The sequence below is a fragment of the Thermophilibacter provencensis genome (assembly GCF_900128445.1).
Classification (GTDB): Bacteria; Actinomycetota; Coriobacteriia; order Coriobacteriales; family Atopobiaceae; genus Thermophilibacter; species Thermophilibacter provencensis.
The window spans coordinates 558,627-575,903 of record NZ_LT671417.1 but is presented as its reverse complement, the minus strand read 5'-3'; the positions used below and the strand labels follow the sequence as shown (position 1 = coordinate 575,903).

The window sequence follows — 17,277 nt, the reverse complement described above, 5'->3', positions numbered from 1 at the left end:
CTGCACCGCCCACACGGCCGTCGGCACGCTATACTTGCGTGGTTACGCTAACCCACAACAAGGAGGCCCCATGGCCCTCATCAGCGTTGACTACTTCTCCTCGAGCCTCATGCGCACCACCACGCTTGAGGTCATCCTTCCCTTCGACGACCAGGGCGCCGCCTACGCCGTCAACTCCAACCTGCGCCACGCCGAGAAGACGGTCGAGGCTCAGGACGGCGCGTGGGAGCGCATGCCCTACCCGCCCAAGAAGGAGCCCTTCAAGACGCTCTTCCTGCTTCATGGCATCTCCGGCAACCACGCCGACTGGATCTCAGAGACGCGCATCCGCCACTGGGCCGAGAGCCACGGCATCGCCGTGGTCATGCCCTCCGGATACAACGCGTTCTACCTGGACCAGCCCGAGACGCATGACTACTACGGTCGCTTTGTTGGTCAGGAGCTCGTCGAGGTGGCGCGGCGGATGTTCCCGCTCTCAGACCGCCGCGAGGACACCTTCATCGGCGGCATCTCGATGGGCGCGTACGGCGCCCTGCGCAACGGCCTTAGGTACTGCGAGACCTTCGGCTCCATCGTGGCCCTCTCCTCCGCAATGATCATCGACGGGTTCGACCAGATCATCTCCGACGACCTCTTCTTCCTGTCCCGCCCCTTCCTCGAGCACACCTTCGGCAAGCTCGACGAGGTGCGCGGAAGCGACAAGGACCCGGCGCGCCTGGCGGCGGACCTCGTCTACTGCGATCGTCCCCGCCCGCGCATCTACATGTCCTGCGGCAACCAGGACCCGCTCGCCGAAGCTAACCGGATGCTGGCAGGTCGCATGCGCGACACCGGTCTTGAGGTCACGTATCATGAGATGGCGGGCGGCCACGACTGGGACTTCTGGAACGCAGCCCTGCCGCAGGCGCTCGACTGGCTCCTCTAGCGTCATGCGGCGGAGTCGGGACTCCATCTAATCCGACCGCGCAGGGAGGGACTCGGGATGGCACTGCTCAGAGTCGACTTCTACTCTCACTATCTTCAGCGCAACGTCGTGCTCACGGCGGTGATTCCCGCCGACAAGATGGACGGCGACAAGCTCGCGAAGAAGCGTCGTGGGCCATACCGGACAATGTATCTGCTGCACGGGCTCTTCGGACAGGACGTCGACTGGATTGACCGCACGCACGTGGTCGAGACGGCCGAGGCGCGCGACGTCGCCCTCATCCTCCCCTCGGGCGAGGACGGGCTTTATCTCAACAAGCCCGAGATAAACGAGTGGCACGGCAAGTTCATCAGCGAGGAGCTGGTGGACTTTACGCGCCGTCTCTTCCCGCTCTCCACCAAGCGCGAGGACACCGCGCTCGCAGGCATCTCAATCGGCGCCTACACCGCGCTCATCAACGGCCTGCTGCGCCCCGACCGGTTTGGCAACATCGTCATCCTCTCCGGCGCGTTCATGCGCGACCGCGTGCTCGAGGCCGTGGACTCGCACTCCCCGCGCAAGCGCAAGTACTACGAGCGCTTCTTCGGCGACCTCGACACCGTGATCGGGTCTGACAAGGACTACGTGGCGCTCATCGACAAGTTCCGGCAAGACCCCGAGCTGCCCAAGCCGCGCTTCTACGCCGCGTGCGGCCTGCACGACAACCTCTGCCAGAACAACCGCGACCTCGTTCACCTGCTGCGTGACGCCAACTTTGACGTCACCTACTGGGAGCCGGAGATAGGCGCGCACGAGTGGCCGTTCTGGAACGCCTGGATTGACTGCGCGCTCGACTGGTACGCCCCCGGCCCCATGAAGCCGAGCTCGGCCGAGGTGGACTACACCGCCCTCACCAAGCTCCGTCCGCCTGAGAACCAGTAGGCCGTCGGCGCGGGCGGGCCATTGGCGCCGGGCTTATGTGGCATAGCCCCTTGTCCGGGTGACGCGTTTTGAACGTATGGGGCCGCAGAATCCACCCCGTATGTCCAAAACGCGTCACTCGGCCAAGGGTTCCGAGGCGGGCCACGCCCCGGGCATCAGGACGCGAGCGCGCGTCCCACGCGCTCACGGAAGAGCCTCAGAAAGCGCGGGACATCGACGGCGAGCGCGACCTCGTGGTTCTTCTCGGCGTCCCTGAGCCGCCTGGGATCGCAGACGGTGCGGCCGCGCGTCGCGCCGGACAGGTCCACGCGCAGATTCGTCCGGAGACACTCCACGAGCGAGGGGTCGATCGCCGCCGCCACCGCAAGAGGGTCGTGCAGGGCGCATCCTCCCATGTGAGGGTTGTTCTGCTCGTAGGTGCCGATGTAGTGGTCGGTCATGTCAGCGTAGAGCCGACCGGCCTCCGTGCCCAGCTCGCGCCAGGACGCCGTGTCGCTGCGTGTCAGGATGGCCTGGTGCGTCACGTCGAGGCCAATCATGCGCAGCCGAAGGCCGAGGCTCAGCGCCACGTCGGCGGCCTCGGGGTCGTTGTGGATGTTCGCCTCGGCGCAGGGGGTGACGTTGCCGGGCACCGCCAGGGCACCGCCCATGAACGTCACGCACGGAAGGGCGCGTGCCAGGCGCGGCTCGCGCACGAGCGCCATGGCGAGGTTGGTGAGGGGCCCCGTCGGCACGTAGAGCAAATCATCCCCATACGCGTCTACGGACCGGGCGAGAAACGCCATCCCATCCCGCGGCGCCGAGTAGCACCAGCCATCAGCTGCGGCGCAGAAATCCTGTTCGCCGAGGCCGTTGCTCCCATGGATGCGGAGGACGGCCTCCGAGGGGGCAAACTCCCCCTCCGCCGAGAGGGCGCGATCGGCCCCACGGAAGACGGGCACCTCGGGATGGCCGAGGGCCTCGAGCACCGCGCGGGCGTTCCTCTCCGCCCGATGCAGGGTCACGTTGCCGTAGCTCGCGATGATGCCCACAAGCTCGACCTCGGGGCTTCCGAGCGCGTAGGCGAGCGCCAAGGCGTCATCGATGCCGGTGTCAAGATCGAGTATCAGCTTCTTGCGCCCGCTCATCGAGCGGCCCCCACTTCGTCTGCGGTGGGTATTGAGGGCTGGGCGCCCAGCCGGCTCACGGCGAGGGCCGCAGCCCGGGCGCCCCAGTCCATGGACTCGGCAAGCGAGAAGGACCGTGCCCGCCCGGCCGCAAGCGCGCCGATGAACGTGTCCCCGGCGCCCGTGGTGTCCACGACGACCGTCGGGGCAGCGGGGACGCGAACGGGGCCGTCCGCGTCAAGGCCGAACGACCCGGCCGCCCCGAGCGTGATCGCGACGGCACCGGAACCCAGCTCACGCAGACGGCGCGCCGCCGCCAGGCACGCGTCGTCGTCAGAAGGCAGCACGCCGCACATGATCTGGCACTCAGTCTCGTTGAGGCAGACGAGGTCGACGCAAGACCACAGGTCATCTGGCGCGGGACGCGCCGGGGCGGGGTTGAAGACCGTGTAGAGCCCCAGGTCATGCGCCTCTCGCAGGGCAGCCTCCGTCGCTGCGGGATCGCACTCTCCCTGAGTGACGAGTATGTCGTTCTTCTCGCCAATGCGACGCAGGTCAGAGACCACATCGTCCGCATCGAGCGCATGGTTGGCACCCGCATGCAGCACGATGCGGTTCTCGCCCGCCGTGCGGAGAATGACGGCAACGCCCGTGGTCTGGTCCGCGACGTGGCGCACGAGCGAGACGTCCACCCCCGCCGCCGCGAGACCGGCCGTCAGCTCGTCGCCAAAGCCGTCCGCGCCCACGGCCGCGACCATGCGTACGTCCGCGCCGAGCCGGGCCGCCGCGACGGCCTGGTTTGCGCCCTTGCCGCCCGCCGCCGTCATGAAGTGGGAGCCCACCAGCGTCTCGCCGGCGGCCGGCACGCGCGGCGCGTCGATGGAGAGGTCCATGTTCATGCTGCCGAAAACGATAACCTTGGGCATGGAGCCTCCTCTCTGTGATGGTTGACGGCACTATTTTCCACTCTTTTGCCTCGCTGTGCAGCGGGCTTCAACGCGGAGCGAGGGTTGCGCCCCGCCACCCCCGCTGGCGAGAAACGCCTGTGAAAGACGAATTGCCCTCTCATAAGACGTCGGCCCGTCGCTAGGTCCAATGAACTGCGACGGGCCGACGGATTTTAGGCCATAGGGGCGTGAGTCAGGCTAGGAATTGACGGGGCCGCCGCGTCCGTCTTTTCCGCAGCCCAGAACGGTGTGAATGACTGCTCCGATGGCGCAGGCAATCACGCCAACGGCGGTGATGATGGGGGCAAAGGCGATGCTGGTGTCGCCCGTGTTGGGAGTTCCCCCGCTCCCCTTGTCAGAGCCCTTGGAGGGATCGGCGTCCTTGTTGGGCTGGGAAGCCCCATTATCATCGGACGGGTCGGTTCCTCCGGGGGTCGAGGGCGGAGGCGTCTGGCTGTCATCGGATGTCGAGGCCACGACGGTCTCAAACGCGCCGTCGCCGTCTTCGTCTGCGGAAGCCGTGACGTCGGTTCCATCAGAGGTAATCAGCAGCTCATCCCTCTCCCCCTCGATGGGAAGCTCCTTGGAGGTATTGTCGCCCTCGGCGGTCACGACAGCCCCGTCAAGAGAGTCCGCCTTGGCAACGTAGCCCTCGGCCGTCTTTATGAGCGCCACGTTCCCGGACGAGGAGCCGCGCACGCCAAAGGTATAGAGCTCGCCCTGGGCATCGTCACTTGTTGCCTGCAGGGAGTACGCCCCGTCGTTGCCCTCAAGAGAGACGGATCCGCTCCTGGTGAAGCTTGCGCTATCGGCGGAGTCCGCATCAACGCTCAGCAGCATGTCAGCGTACTGCAGGGAGTAGCCATAGCCGTCAGGCGAGCTGATGGTGTAGTCACCATTGTTGTCGGGAAGGACAACGGACAGCGGGGAGCCTGACCCAGACTGGTCGTCAAACCAGTGAGCAAGGTCCGTCTTGCCGGACACGATGTCAAAGAAGCTGTAGATCATGTTCTTGAATCGCAGTACGGCGTTAGTGAAGTTTGTCTCGCTGGTGGCTCGGAGAATTGCCTTGTAGTTTTCCACGGAAGTCTCGATGTCCTTCGTGTTCATGAGCGCGAGGTCATTGTTTGCCCGCGTAAGATCGGCGCTTGAGCTGGCTGAGTTGGTTTCGCCGTAGTCAGGAATATCCCATGCCCCCGTCTCGGTGTTGACGTAGATGTAGTGGTTCCGCCCGTCAGGGTCATTGGAGTCGTAGTAGCGGACCCTGCCATCGTACGTACCCGAGTCAAGGGTATAGCTTCCGCTGTCGTAGCGGTCGCCCACGATTGCATGACCGGCGTTCTGTCCAAGATAGTCAAAATCAAGGTTGAAGCCAAGCAGCACGGGGCTCCCCCCGGTCGCCACCGCGCTCACGCGCTCCTTGAGCAGATTGACCTTCTCGACATCGGTCAAAGAGACGAAGTCGGCACGGTCTGCACGGATGGGCTCAAGCATCTGGGTGAACATGTAGTAGTTGATGTAGGACTGGACGTCTTTCGAAGCGGTCATGTCATAGAGGCTGCTGGCGCCCGGCTGACGGAGCAGCGGGTTGATAACGTCCATCTTGCTAAGGATGGAGCTCGCGGCAAACCCATAACAGCTTCCGCCCCACTGAGCGTTAACGCTGTTTTTGATGTTCTGCTTCTCAGAGTTGCTGAGGCCGCTCAGAAGGGCGTTGTAGTCGGCTGAGTTCAGGTAGTACGTGCTGCCAAAATACGTGGAGCTGTTCGCGAAGGACCAGTTGTCGGTTCCAAACACAAACTGGTTGTCATCGCTGCCCGTGAGCTCCAGAACGATCTTCTCGGACTGCGTGAGGTTGACGATGTTGCTCCCGCCCGCGGTAACTGAATAGGTGATCTCCCCAACGGCCGAGGGGCTAACCGTGATGTCCCATGAGAGCGTTACGGACTGGCCGGTAAGCAGCGCGCCAAGCTCCTGATGCGATTCGCCGCTCTGGAGAGTCGCCTCGCCCGGGAGCGCAAGGTCGGCGGTGAGATTCTGCACGGCCTTGCTGTTTGGGTTGGTGATGGTGGCGGAAAGCCGGTAGCTTGCCCCCTGGTCGGGAGAGGCCGTCTGGATGGGGGTGTGGGAGAGTGCGATCTGGACCGGGTTGAGGAGCTCCTCCGCAATCTCAACGAACTTCTCGATAAGGGCATCGAGGTCATCGGCCTCAAAGTATCCGGAGTTCTGAATTGCCTTGAGGAAATTGATTTCCGAAGCTGAGGTTGCCATAAACCCAACGGAGTACATGTTGTAGCTGGGGAACATGGTCTCCGCCTGCGCGATGGCGGTGCTGGAGCTGTCCGGCATTCCATCCGACATCGTTACGATGCTCTTTGCATACTGGTCGAGTCCGGTGTCCTGCAGCAGCAAGGCCGTGCTATGCGCGTACTCAAGGGCGCTCGTCACATCTGTTGAGCCCCAGTCGTTCATGTCGTTCTCTACAAACGACTCCAGTTCGCTGAGGTCGCTCGTGAACGGGAGTACGACGACGTCCGAGCCAAACGAGACGATTGCGATCTGACTGCGGGGATCCGCCTCAAGAATCTTCTTGCTGAACTGCTGCGCCGCCTCTTCCAGCTTTTGTGCCTTGGTGCCACTCATACTGCCCGAGTTGTCGAGAACGAGGACGATCGCGTTGTGGGATACCGGCCCCGTCGCCTGCGCCGCCTCATCGGCAAGAGCCATAAGAGGAACGGAAATGGCCATGACGACGGACATGGTGAGTAAAATCAGCAGGCGGCACATAGTCTGAAACGGCTTGCTTGGTCTCATGGGACCTCCTCATGCTGTTTTGGGCTCCAGACTATTTGATAGTATCTAAATGATTCAAAAAGAAGTGTAAATGAGTTATGTACACCGCGAGCGGCGCGGAATCAGGCGTGACCGGATGTGATCACGCGGCCGCAAAGCAATTCAGCCCGGCGCCCACGCCCTGCACGAATCGCCTTCCCCGCAGTCGGGGAGACGGCGTCCGCACGCAGCGAATCCCCCTGCATCATATGATGCAGGGGGATTCGTCCGTTCGGCTATCGCTCGCGCCGCCGCTACTTGACCTCGATGAGCTCGTAGTGGCTCGTGCCCAGCCCGATCTTCTCGCCATGCTCGATCATGGAGCGCCAGTTGGTGTCCGGGTGCGTGAGGTTGAAGTGGTCGTGCTGGCAGCGCTCGGGGATGCCGCCCTCGGCCTCCAGCTTGGCCCTCATGTCCGTGAGCTCGGAGTTGGGCAGCGTGGGCGCGGCCAGCGCCATGTCGATGCAGGCCTGGTCGATGGCCACGGGGTCAAAGCTCGCGAACATGCCGAGGTCCGGCACGATGGGCGTGTCGTTCTCCGCGTGGCAGTCGCAGTTGGGGCTGATGTCCATGGCGATGGAGATGTGGAAGCTCGGGCGGTCCTGCACCACGGCCTGCGTGTACTCGGCGATCTTGCAGTTGAGCACGTCGACGGCGGCGTCGGAGCCGGGCGCGATGGCGTCCTGGTTGCATGCGCCGATACAGCGGCCGCAGCCGACACAGACGTCGTGGTTGATGTGGGCCACGGGCACGGTGACGGTCTTGCCGCTCTTGAGTTCGCGCTCACGCGTCTCGTCAAAGCTGATGGCGCCGTGCGCGCAGATGCGCTCGCAGGCGCGGCAGCCGACGCACTTCTCGGTATGGACGCTCGGCTTGCCCGCGGCGTGCTGCTCCATCTTGCCCGCGCGACTGCCGCCGCCCATGCCGAGGTTCTTCATGCAGCCGCCAAATCCGGCCTGCTCATGACCCTTGAAGTGCGTGAGGCTGATGACGATGTCGGCGTCCATGAGGGCGTGGCCGATCTTGGCCTCGTGCACGTACTCGCCGTTCTTCACGGGGACGAGGGTCTCGTCGGTACCCTTGAGGCCGTCGGCGATGATCACCTGGCAGCCGGTGGCGTACGGGGTGAAGCCGTTCTGGTACGCGCAGTCTATGTGCTCGAGCGCGTTCTTGCGACTGCCCACGTAGAGCGTGTTGCAGTCCGTGAGGAAGGGCTTGCCGCCCAGCTCCTTGACCACGTCGGCCACGGCGCGCGCGTAGTTGGGCCGCAGGAAGCTGAGGTTGCCCAGCTCGCCGAAGTGAATCTTGATGGCCACGAACTTGTTCTCAAAGTCGATCTGCTCGATGCCGGCGCGGCGGATGAGGCGCTTGAGCTTGTCGAGCCGGCTCTCCTTGGCGTACGTGCGCAGGTTGGTGTAGTAGACCTTGGCGATGCTGCCGGCGGTGTCCATGGTGAGGCCCCTCTCCTCGTCATTCCTCGCGTTGAGATTGTACGCCAGGACAAAACGCGAGGACGGCGCCGCCGCCCGTAGTTTGCGCTGGGCCGGGGGCTGGCGGGCCGCGACGGGGGCGGTCCGGTCCGGGCCGGGCCGCCGGATTAACGCACATAATCTGACTTTTCCGAGAATCCGTCCTGCGGATATCTAGAATGAAAGCAGATTATGTGCATTGATCGCCGGGCGAGCAGGGCGGCGCCGCGTCACTCGCCTTTCCCGAACGCCCTCATCAGCACGACCACGATCCCGCAGACCATGCCTCCCACGGGCCAGGCCACCCAGAACCACATGGCCGAGGTGCCGATGGGGTCGAAGGCGCTCGGGTCAGGCGAGGCAAACACGGGTGCGAACAGCAGCGCAAGCCCCACAATCGTGGCCAGAATCATGATGACCGCGCACACCGCACCGACCTTCTCGTCCCTCCTCTTTGCCTCGAGCAGTGCCTCCCGACGGGCGTCGTCCAGCGACGCCCTCACGATGTCCTCCACCTCGAGGTCCTCGCCCACGGAGCGGTTGTACTCGGCAACGTTGGTGCGACCGAGCAGCATCCCGTAGTGGACGATGTTCCACACCCCCAGCGCGATGAAGAACATCAGGAAGAACAGGGCGGCGTTCTCGAGCGCCCGGTCCTCGCCGAGCACGAGCAGAAACCCAATTCCCACAAAGATGAGCGCGATGCCCCCAACGAGCCCGGCCGAGAAGGACCTGCGCGCAACGGCGCGGTCGTCGTCGGTGTAGAAGTCCTCCACGTAGGGGTGCGCCCGCTGAAACGCGGCGTGCTCCATGCCGGCGGGAACGAGAAACGCCAGGCCCCCGAGGATGCCCGCCAGGATGATGATGACGAAGAGGCCGTCGCGGGCGCCCGCCGGCGCGAGGTCGGCCGCGCCCTCAAAGAAGAGGCCGACCGCGATGCCCACGAGAATGGCCGCGATTCCCGTCGGCACCTTCCAGGCCATCATCCGCTGGTGCTCGTCGTAGCCGCAGACGTCGGTGGGCGGCCCGGCAGGAACGGTCGCCGCGGCGGGGTCCGGCGAGCGGCCGGTGAGGTCGCCCTGCACGAGGTCGTCCAGACTGCACTCGAAGATCTGGCAGAGCTTGAGGAGCTTGTCCATCTCTGGGTAGCTCTTCTCGGCCTCCCACTTGGTCACGGACTGGCGGGAGACGCCGAGCAGCATGGCAAGCTGCTCCTGGGTCATGTTGCGCGTGGCGCGGAGGTGCTGGAGGTTGTCGCGAAAGCTCATGGCTGGCCCTTCGTTCGGGGTGGGCGCGCGGAGCGCATGGTCTGCCGGCACCACGTACGTTACGGTACCAGACGGGCGCGCACCACCAACCAGCGGGCTGCATTTTCGGCAACGCGCAGGCGCCCAGCGGTTGCGAGCCGCAGGTAGATGGGGTTATGCGCAAAAGGGCCGCCGGGCGAGAAGTGCCCGGCGGCCCGAGGTGTGCAAAAGTGCCTGTCCCTTTTGCACGCTACTTGCGGTGGGTGCGGTAGTACTGGATGAGAGCCTGCGTGGACGCGTCCTGGGCGGCGAGGGCATCGTCGTCGTGGAAGGCGGGCGTGATCTGCTTGGCGAGCTGCTTGCCCAGCTCGACGCCCCACTGGTCGTAGCTGTCGAGCCCCCAGACCGTGCCCTCGACGAAGGTGATGTGCTCATAGAGCGCGATGAGCTCGCCGAGCGCATGCGGCGTGAGCTCGATGCCGAAGATCGACGTCGTCGGTCGGTTGCCCTCGAAGACGCGGGCGGGCACCATCCATTCGGCCGTGCCCTCGGCGCGGACCTCGTCGGCCGTCTTGCCAAAGGCGAGGGCCTTGGTCTGCGCGAGGAAGTTGCCGAGGAAGAGCTCGTGGACGTCCTGGCCACCGTCCTTGACGGGGTTGGGCGTGTTCACGAAGGCGATGAAGTCCGCGGGAATCATGCGGGTGCCCTGGTGAATGAGCTGATAGAAGGCATGCTGGCCGTTGGTTCCCGGCTCGCCCCAGAAGATCTCGCCCGTGGCACAGGTCACCGGGCTGCCATCCCAGCGAACGCTCTTGCCGTTGGACTCCATCGTGAGCTGCTGGAGGTAGGCGGCGAAGCGGTGCAGGTACTGGTTGTACGGCAGCACGGCGTGGCTCTCGGCGCCGTAGAAGTTCACGTACCAGACGTTGATGAGGCCGAGGAGCGCAACGACGTTCTTCTCGAGCGGGGTCTCCTTGAAGTAGGTGTCGAGGTCGTGGAAGCCCTTGAGGAAGCACTCGAAGCGCTCCGGCCCAAAGGCGATGATGAGCGAGAGGCCAACCGCGGAGTCGACGGAGTAGCGACCGCCAACCCAGTTCCAGAAGCCGAAGGCGTTCTCGGGGTCGATGCCGAACTCGGCCACGAGCTCGAGGTTGGTGGAGACGGCGACGAAGTGCTTGCGGATGGCCTCGGCGTCCTTCTCGGCCGAGCCATCAACCGCGCCCTGGGCGCGCAGCGTCTCAAGCAGCCAGGTCTTGGCCTCGCGCGCGTTGGTGAGGGTCTCGAGCGTGGTGAACGTCTTGGAGACAACAATGACGAGCGTGGTCTCGGGGTCGAGGCCCTTGACCTTCTCGGCCATGTCGTTGGGATCGATGTTGGAGACGTAGCGGCAGTCGATACCCGCGTCGGCCATGGGCTTCAGGGCCTCGTAGACCATGACGGGGCCGAGGTCGGAGCCGCCGATGCCGATGGACATCACGTGCTCGATGCGCTTGCCCGTGACGCCCTTCCACTCTCCGGAGCGCACGCGCTCGGCGAAGGCGTACATGCGGTCGAGCACCTCGCGGACGTCGGCCACGCAGTCCTGCTCGCCGTCGAAGACGGTGCCCTTCTCAGCCGCCGGGCGACGCAGCGCCGTGTGCAGGACGGCGCGGTCCTCGGTGGTGTTGATGTGCGCTCCGGCGTACATGGCGTCGCGGCGCTCCTCGAGGCCCACGGCGCGGGCGAGGTCGCAGAGCAGGCCGAGGGTCTTCTCGGTCACGAGGTTCTTGGAGAGGTCGAAGTGCAGGTCCTCGGTGTCAAACGAGAGCTTCTCCACGCGGTCCGAATCGCTGGCGAAGGCATCCTTGAGGTTGAATCCGGAGCTCACGAGCTCGTCATGGTGGGCCTGGAGGGCCGCCCACTCGGGCGTGGTGGTTGCGTCGACGGGCGCGGCAATGGTGGACATGGTGCGTGCTCCTTCCCCGGGAAGCTACAGATAGAGTAAGCATATCGCGCGCGAGGGCGAGCTGCTAGAACGGCTCGCCCAGCGGCGGAATCTTCTTCAGGCGTGCCCACATGACCTGCTTCTCGTGAGGGTCCGCAAGGGCGTCGGAGAAGCCTCCCAGGTTGATGACGCGCATGCCCCGCACGCGGGCCACGGCGCCCGGGGCGAGCATGGCCTCCTCGAGCGCGTCTATGAGCACGAGGTCGTCCGCGTAGGCGTCTCGCAGAGCCGAGGCGGCGGCATCGTCGCAGCAGACGATCGTGGCCGGATCGAGCGCGCAGATCGCCTCGGCCAGGAGCTCTGGGGCGAGGGGCTCTCCGTCGGCATCGATCGTGAGCAGCCACTCCCACTCCTCGGGAGCATAGCCGAGCGCCTTGAGCGATGCCTTGAGGGCCGTGCCGTCAGCGCCCGAGAACGGGGCCTCGCCGCTCTTCTCGCCCTCTGAGAGCACGCCCTTGGCGAGAAGGACCGTGGAGAACGCGTTGCCGCCCATGATGACGCCGCGCGCCTCAAGGGCGTCGACCTCTGCCGCGGCCTTATCCAGATACGCGCGCCTCCGCGCGTCTCGCTCCGATGCCATTGCGCTCCTTTCTCGTTGCGTCCGGCCACCTGACAAAGGTGACAGGGTCATCTGTCAGAAAACCTGACAGATGACCCTGTCACCTTTGTCAGGAAAATGTTATGAGAATTGTCACATATGTTCTCGTCATCGTTTGAACTAGTGTAAATCGGGCATAAGCCAATCAAGAACATCACCGACCAAAGGGAGGGTCACATGTCTCAGGCAATCACCGCGGCCGAGTTCGACTCCGTCATCGCCGGGTCCGACAAGCCCGTCCTCGTTGACTTCTGGGCGCCGTGGTGCGGTCCGTGCCGCGCGCTCGGCCCCACCGTCGAACAGGTCTCCGAGGAGATGGCGGACCGCCTCGCCGTCTACAAGTGCAACGTCGACGAGGAGCCCGACCTTGCCACGCGTTTCAGGATCGTCTCCATCCCCACGCTCATCCTCTTCAAGGGCGGGCAGCCCGTTCACACCATAGTCGGCAACATGCCCAAGCCCTCGCTCGTCTCCGAGCTGGAGGCCAACCTCTAGCATGGGCCACAGATCAGACTTCTCCCAGGGCGCTCGCGACGTTGCTCGCGGCGCCCTGGCCCTTGCCCGAGACAACCTGCGCGCGATCATCGCGCTGGTGGCCGCACTCGTGTTTCTCGTCCTTCTTGGCGAGGTCGCCGAGGGTGAGCTCATGCGCCTTGACGCCATGGCCTACCAGGTGTTCGTCGAGGGCCTTCGCTCTGACGCCCTGACGCCTGTCATGGAGGGCTTCACCTCGCTCGCCTCTGTCGTCGTGCTTGCCGTGATGGCGGCGGCCATAGCCGCGCTCGCCCCCGGGAAGGCCCCGGGATGGTGCGTCTCCATCAACCTGGCGTGCGTTGTCGCTCTGAACGCACTGCTCAAGCTCATCGTCCAGCGCCCGCGGCCGGAGGGATTCCGGCTGGTCGAGGAGACGGGGTACAGCTTTCCCTCCGGGCACTCCATGGTTGCCATGGCGTTCTTTGGCCTGCTCATCTGGATGATCTGGCGCTATCACCGGCGTGACGTCATGCGCACGATCTGGTGCATCGCGTTTGGCCTTGTCATCGTGATGGTCGGGGTGAGCCGCATTTACCTTGGCGTCCACTACGCCTCGGACGTGATTGCGGGGTTCTGCGTCTCGCTCGTGTGGCTGGCGTTCTACACCCGCGTGGTGGCACCCGTACTCATGGCGGTGGACGCCCCACGCGGCGGCGAAGAGGGCGACGACCTCAATAATTAATCCGCCCTGTGGCGACGCGCAACGACATTTGCCCAGTTGGCATTTTCGTCGCGCCCCCACAGGGCGGATTAATATTCGGCGCGGCGGTGAGAGCGTCGCAGTCGTGCGGCAAAGTCCCGCCCGCACCCCTATCGCAGCGCGATGATCTGCGCGTCGATGACGCGCCCCTCCTCACAGAGGATTCGACCCATCGAGGGCCGGGAGCGACGAGGGGCCGTGGGGCTCCCCGGGTTCATCACGAGCGTGCCCGTCCATTCGTCGCGCTCAAGGAAGGGCGTGTGCGTGTGGCCGCAGATTGCCACGTCGCACAGCGAGAGGTTGAGACGCTCGCGGTAATGAGAGACCTGCCACTTGAGGCCGCTTCCGTAGAACACCTTGCGCGCGCGCACCGTGGGGGGATAGTCCGACGCGTAGTCGTTGTTCCCCAGGCAGGCCTGAACGGGCGCGATGAGCTGCAGGGTGCGGAAGTCCGAGGGAGAGCAGATGTCCCCCGCGTGGACGATGACGTCGGCACCCTGGAGCGCGTCGAGAAGCTCCGGCGTGAGGTAGCCGTGCGTGTCAGAAATGATGTCGTAGCGCCTGATCTCAGCCACCTGCCAGCCTTCCGGGAGAGTCCGCTAGAGCCCGAGGGCGCGCTTGAGCGCCACAACGCGGCGGCGCGACACGGAGATCTTCTTGCCCTCGATGCCGTTGACGCCCAGCTGGAGGATGCCGGAGGAGATGACCTCGACGTCCTCCACGTACTCGAGGTTCACGATGTAGCCTCGGTGCACGCGGAAGAACCCATGCGGCGCGAGCTTCTGCTCGAGCTTGGCGAGCGAGATCGTGGAGAGGAAGCGGTCGTCCGCCGTGTAGATGCAGGAGTAGTCGTCCTTCGCCTCGATGTAGCGAATCTGGTCGATGGGCACCAGCACCTTGCGGCCGCTCTTGACCACGGGGATGCGCTCCACGGAGGAATGACTCTGGGGCTGCGGCTTCATGCGCGACTGGACCTTGTCGAGCGCCTGGCTCAGGCGCTCGGGATCGACGGGCTTCATAAGGTAGTCGATCGCATCCACGCCAAACGCCTCGAGCGCATACTCGCTGTAGGCGGTCACAAACACGATCGCAGGGGGGTTCTTGAGACGGTGGAGCGCCTCCGCGAGCTGCATGCCGGAGGTCTTGGGCATCTGGATGTCGAGGAACATGATGTCGGCCTTGCTCTCCATCAGCTTCTCGACGGCCTCGCGTGCGCTCGAGGCCTCCATGATGGCGTCGACCCTGCCGGTCTCCTCGAGGAGGTACCTCAGCTCGGAGCGTGCCGGAGCCTCATCGTCCACGATCATCGCGCGCATACACGTACCCCTTCGCGTTCTCAGGACGCCCGGCCAGAGCGGCCGCGTGCCCCCTCATCCTGCTTCTGTGCCGTCCCCAAGGCGAGCGACCTTCTCGCCCCTGCGAGCCTGAGCGTCACGCACGTGCCCTCGCCCGGCTTGGAGACGATCTCCACCCCAGAGCCGACGCCGTAGAAGCGCTCGATGCGCTCGGCCACGTTGCGCAGCGCCATGCCCGCGCCCTTCCCGGCACCCGCGCCCGTCGGGGTGCGGGGCTCGACGGCCTCGGCCATGAGCCGACTGGCGACGGCGTCGTCCATGCCCAGCCCGTCGTCAGTCACGGCAATAAGGATATCATTTCCGTCGGTGGCTACCTGAACTTCAACGTGAAGAGGCCCCTCGTCACGCATGGCGTGGCGGACGGCGTTCTCCACGATGGGCTGCACCAGAAACGACGGCACCGGAAGGCTCTCGCAGCCGCTCTCAACGCGCTCGCTCTCCACGATGCGGTCCTCGCCGAAGCGCGCCTTCTCGATCCGCAGGTAGCTGCGCGTCTGCTGGAGCTCCTGGGAGAGCGGGATGAGCGCCTTCTCCGAGCTCTCCAGCGTGCGGCGATAGAAGAGCGAGAACTCGCGCAGCAGGTCGCGCGCCTTCGTGGGGTTGGTCCGCGTGAACGACGCGATGGTGTTGAGCGCGTTGAAGAGGAAGTGCGGGTTGATCTGCGCCTGGAGCGCCTTGACCTCCGCGCGGGCGGTGAGCTCGGCCTGCTTGTCCAGCTCGTAGGACGAGAGCTGGGTGGAGAGGAGCAGCCCCAGGCCCTCGGCGATGGCGAGCTGCGTGCGGTCGATGTCGAGGTCGCGCCGGTAGTAGAACTTGATGGTCCCCACCGCCCGGTCCTGCACGAGCAGCGGCACGATGATGCCGAAGGCGCTGCCCTCGGCGCGGCTTCCCACGGCGAAGAGGCGCGCCTCCTGCGTGTCGTCGTCCACGGCGACGAAGGTCTCCATGCGCCGGCTCTCCAGCACCTCGAGCGTGGGCTTGGCGTTGGGGGTGCCCGCGCGGAAGGGCGTCTGGACGGCGCCCTCGTAGGCGAGCACCTTCACGGTGTCGGTAATGGCGATGGCCGCGGCGTCCGTCTCGGGCAGGAGCATCGAGCAGATGGCGCGGGCGTTCTCCTCCGTAAGTCCGCCTCGCAGGTGGGCGAGCGTGTTCGTTGCCACGCGCAGCGTGCGCTCCGTTGCCTCGGAGCGCGTGTCCTCGGGCGTCACGCTGATGGCGCCGCTCATCACGATAACGGCGGCCATGCCGCAGCCCACGAGCATGGCGGCCACGACGATGCCGTCGCGCATGCTCGTGATGAGCAGGGCGGCAAGAAGGACGGCGCACACGGCGAGAAGAACGTCCGCGGAGCGTCGGCGCGGGCGAAGCCTTCCTATCACTGGGCCTCACCTACCGTCGGGAGCGACCCGGTGTCTCCGAGGTCGTCTGCCGTGGCCGCCGCGCGCTCCTCCGGGGGCACGACCTCGCCGGTGCGCCTGATGGCGCTCTGGAGCAGCGGATCTTCCCAGAGGGCCGCGACCACGCCCGGCCACATCATCGAGAAGGACAGGTAGCGCGAGCTCGCCGCGCGGGCGAACTTGTCGGCATCGTAGCGCCCCTTTGTGAGGATGCGCAGGTACGCAAGGCGATTAGGGCCCTTGATGAACCGACGCAGGGCCGTTTGGAAGACGCGACGGCGCACGCCGGCGGAGAGCCACGGCGCCGGATAGGGCATGAGGGACTCGGGCGTGATGGTGCGCAGGTCGCGACGAGAGTTCATGGCGTCGAGCTTGCGATACTCGTACAGCCAGCGATGGACGTCCTGCATGAACATGGACGGGACGCCCGCCATCTCCTCGGGCGGCTGCGAGCGGACGAACCACGCGTTGTCAAACCACGCGTCCATGCCGTTTGCCCTCAGGTTGAGCACGTAGTCGAGGTCCTCGCCGCGCGTGATGTACGGGTCGAAGGGGACCTTCGAGTATGCCTCGGCGTGCAGGGCGCAGCACCCGCCGCAGAGGTGGTTCGACCGCGAGAAGCGCGACGACGATGTCTGCATCCGCTCCATGACGCGGTTGAACTCCGTCGCCTTTGACCAGTACTTCTCGGTCCACTCGTCGGTGGGATTGGCATATGGGCTGTTGTTGGCATCGATGAAGAAGCCGCTCTTGACGAGGACCTTGAGGTTCTGCCTCGTGAGCGAGCCGAGGCCGTGCACCGCATTGATGAGGAAGTCGGGGTCCAGAACGACCTCGTCGTCATCGAGGAAGACCACGACGTCGTGGCCGAAGACGGCAGCGACCGCAAGGCCCATGTTCTTGATGGCGCCGTAGCCGCGCAGCGCGACCGTTTCGCCCGTGACGTGGTGCGCCATGCGGGCGACGGCGTGCTCCACATGAGCGGCCTCGCGGGCGCCGATGACGAGGGGGTTCAGCGCGGGGTGCGCGCGGCAGATGCTTTCCACGCGGGCGCGCGCCGAGTCCTCGCACGTGACGGGCGCCACCACGAGCACGATCACGCGGATGACGCCGCGCACCTGGTCAAGAGACGAGAGGCAGAGCTCCAGCTCGGGCAGGGGCTTGTCAATCGGGGTGGTGTAGTCATAGACCCCCCGCTCGCCGAGGACTCCTGGCTGCGCCCCCTCGGCCCAGTACGACGGTATGACGATGGCCGGATTCAA

At 65.3% G+C, this 17,277-nt stretch carries 15 protein-coding genes; 4 read left to right on the top strand and 11 right to left on the bottom strand.

The window, feature by feature from the left end; genetic code table 11:
* Positions 1-70: 70 nt before the first annotated feature.
* Both BQ7391_RS02525 and BQ7391_RS02520 read left to right on the top strand, forming a co-directional pair.
* Positions 71-925: an alpha/beta hydrolase gene (locus BQ7391_RS02525; protein ID WP_075279162.1), complete on the top strand. Its 855-nt coding sequence runs from the start codon at positions 71-73 to the stop codon at positions 923-925.
* A 57-nt stretch (positions 926-982) separates the two neighbouring features.
* Positions 983-1,846 (top strand): alpha/beta hydrolase, encoded by an 864-nt coding sequence (locus BQ7391_RS02520; RefSeq protein WP_075279161.1) that lies wholly within the window; start codon positions 983-985, stop codon positions 1,844-1,846.
* A gap of 155 nt (positions 1,847-2,001) precedes the next feature.
* Here the strand turns inward: BQ7391_RS02520 and BQ7391_RS02515 are convergent, their stop codons facing one another.
* From BQ7391_RS02515 to BQ7391_RS02485, 7 genes are all read right to left on the bottom strand, one after another.
* Positions 2,002-2,973: a nucleoside hydrolase gene (locus BQ7391_RS02515; RefSeq protein WP_075279160.1), complete on the bottom strand. Its 972-nt coding sequence runs from the start codon at positions 2,971-2,973 to the stop codon at positions 2,002-2,004.
* Positions 2,970-3,878: a ribokinase gene (locus BQ7391_RS02510; protein WP_075279159.1), complete on the bottom strand. Its 909-nt coding sequence runs from the start codon at positions 3,876-3,878 to the stop codon at positions 2,970-2,972. Before BQ7391_RS02510 ends, BQ7391_RS02515 begins: the two co-directional genes overlap by 4 nt.
* 219 nt (positions 3,879-4,097) lie before the next feature.
* A complete protein-coding gene (locus BQ7391_RS02505; protein ID WP_075279158.1) occupies positions 4,098-6,713 on the bottom strand; it encodes a vWA domain-containing protein in 2,616 nt (871 codons plus the stop codon).
* A 272-nt stretch (positions 6,714-6,985) separates the two neighbouring features.
* Positions 6,986-8,182 (bottom strand): DUF362 domain-containing protein, encoded by a 1,197-nt coding sequence (locus BQ7391_RS02500; RefSeq protein WP_075279157.1) that lies wholly within the window; start codon positions 8,180-8,182, stop codon positions 6,986-6,988.
* Positions 8,183-8,430: 248 nt separating this feature from the next.
* The gene (locus BQ7391_RS02495) at positions 8,431-9,468 is read right to left on the bottom strand and encodes a helix-turn-helix transcriptional regulator (RefSeq protein ID WP_075279156.1); all 1,038 of its coding nucleotides are present in this window, start codon (positions 9,466-9,468) and stop codon (positions 8,431-8,433) included.
* A gap of 229 nt (positions 9,469-9,697) precedes the next feature.
* A complete protein-coding gene (gene pgi, locus BQ7391_RS02490) occupies positions 9,698-11,392 on the bottom strand; it encodes a glucose-6-phosphate isomerase (protein WP_075279155.1) in 1,695 nt (564 codons plus the stop codon).
* Positions 11,393-11,456: 64 nt separating this feature from the next.
* Complete coding sequence (locus tag BQ7391_RS02485) at positions 11,457-12,011, bottom strand: hypothetical protein (RefSeq protein ID WP_075279154.1); 555 nt, start codon at positions 12,009-12,011, stop codon at positions 11,457-11,459.
* A gap of 195 nt (positions 12,012-12,206) precedes the next feature.
* Between BQ7391_RS02485 and trxA the strand changes: the two genes are divergently transcribed.
* A complete protein-coding gene (gene trxA / locus BQ7391_RS02480) occupies positions 12,207-12,524 on the top strand; it encodes a thioredoxin (protein WP_075279153.1) in 318 nt (105 codons plus the stop codon).
* 1 nt (position 12,525) lies between these two features.
* Entirely contained in the window at positions 12,526-13,245 is a 720-nt protein-coding gene (locus BQ7391_RS02475; protein WP_075279152.1) for a phosphatase PAP2 family protein, read from the top strand.
* A gap of 128 nt (positions 13,246-13,373) precedes the next feature.
* On the opposite strand, the gene BQ7391_RS02470 is transcribed toward BQ7391_RS02475, so the two are convergent.
* From BQ7391_RS02470 to BQ7391_RS02455, 4 genes are read right to left on the bottom strand one after another with little or no spacing between them, the layout of a single operon-like run.
* Positions 13,374-13,838: a YfcE family phosphodiesterase gene (locus tag BQ7391_RS02470; protein ID WP_235858605.1), complete on the bottom strand. Its 465-nt coding sequence runs from the start codon at positions 13,836-13,838 to the stop codon at positions 13,374-13,376.
* A gap of 24 nt (positions 13,839-13,862) precedes the next feature.
* Complete coding sequence (locus BQ7391_RS02465; RefSeq protein WP_075279151.1) at positions 13,863-14,579, bottom strand: LytR/AlgR family response regulator transcription factor; 717 nt, start codon at positions 14,577-14,579, stop codon at positions 13,863-13,865.
* Between the two features lie 20 nt (positions 14,580-14,599).
* The gene (locus BQ7391_RS02460) at positions 14,600-15,997 is read right to left on the bottom strand and encodes a sensor histidine kinase (RefSeq protein WP_235858604.1); all 1,398 of its coding nucleotides are present in this window, start codon (positions 15,995-15,997) and stop codon (positions 14,600-14,602) included.
* On the bottom strand, positions 15,994-17,277 hold the full coding sequence (locus BQ7391_RS02455) for a glycosyltransferase (RefSeq protein WP_075279150.1): 1,284 nt from the start codon (positions 17,275-17,277) through the stop codon (positions 15,994-15,996). The genes BQ7391_RS02460 and BQ7391_RS02455 overlap by 4 nt, the downstream gene beginning before the upstream one ends.

What these genes read in the sequence shown, in the direction of transcription:
- BQ7391_RS02515 (WP_075279160.1), bottom strand. Translation starts at nt 2,973, where the DNA reads ATGAGCGGGCGCAAGAAGCTGATACTCGATCTTGACACCGGCATCGAT.
- BQ7391_RS02520 (WP_075279161.1), top strand. Translation starts at nt 983, where the DNA reads ATGGCACTGCTCAGAGTCGACTTCTACTCTCACTATCTTCAGCGCAAC.
- BQ7391_RS02495 (WP_075279156.1), bottom strand. Translation starts at nt 9,468, where the DNA reads ATGAGCTTTCGCGACAACCTCCAGCACCTCCGCGCCACGCGCAACATG.
- BQ7391_RS02505 (WP_075279158.1), bottom strand. Translation starts at nt 6,713, where the DNA reads ATGAGACCAAGCAAGCCGTTTCAGACTATGTGCCGCCTGCTGATTTTA.
- BQ7391_RS02485 (WP_075279154.1), bottom strand. Translation starts at nt 12,011, where the DNA reads ATGGCATCGGAGCGAGACGCGCGGAGGCGCGCGTATCTGGATAAGGCC.
- pgi (WP_075279155.1), bottom strand. Translation starts at nt 11,392, where the DNA reads ATGTCCACCATTGCCGCGCCCGTCGACGCAACCACCACGCCCGAGTGG.
- BQ7391_RS02500 (WP_075279157.1), bottom strand. Translation starts at nt 8,182, where the DNA reads ATGGACACCGCCGGCAGCATCGCCAAGGTCTACTACACCAACCTGCGC.
- BQ7391_RS02510 (WP_075279159.1), bottom strand. Translation starts at nt 3,878, where the DNA reads ATGCCCAAGGTTATCGTTTTCGGCAGCATGAACATGGACCTCTCCATC.
- BQ7391_RS02475 (WP_075279152.1), top strand. Translation starts at nt 12,526, where the DNA reads ATGGGCCACAGATCAGACTTCTCCCAGGGCGCTCGCGACGTTGCTCGC.
- BQ7391_RS02525 (WP_075279162.1), top strand. Translation starts at nt 71, where the DNA reads ATGGCCCTCATCAGCGTTGACTACTTCTCCTCGAGCCTCATGCGCACC.
- BQ7391_RS02465 (WP_075279151.1), bottom strand. Translation starts at nt 14,579, where the DNA reads ATGCGCGCGATGATCGTGGACGATGAGGCTCCGGCACGCTCCGAGCTG.
- trxA (WP_075279153.1), top strand. Translation starts at nt 12,207, where the DNA reads ATGTCTCAGGCAATCACCGCGGCCGAGTTCGACTCCGTCATCGCCGGG.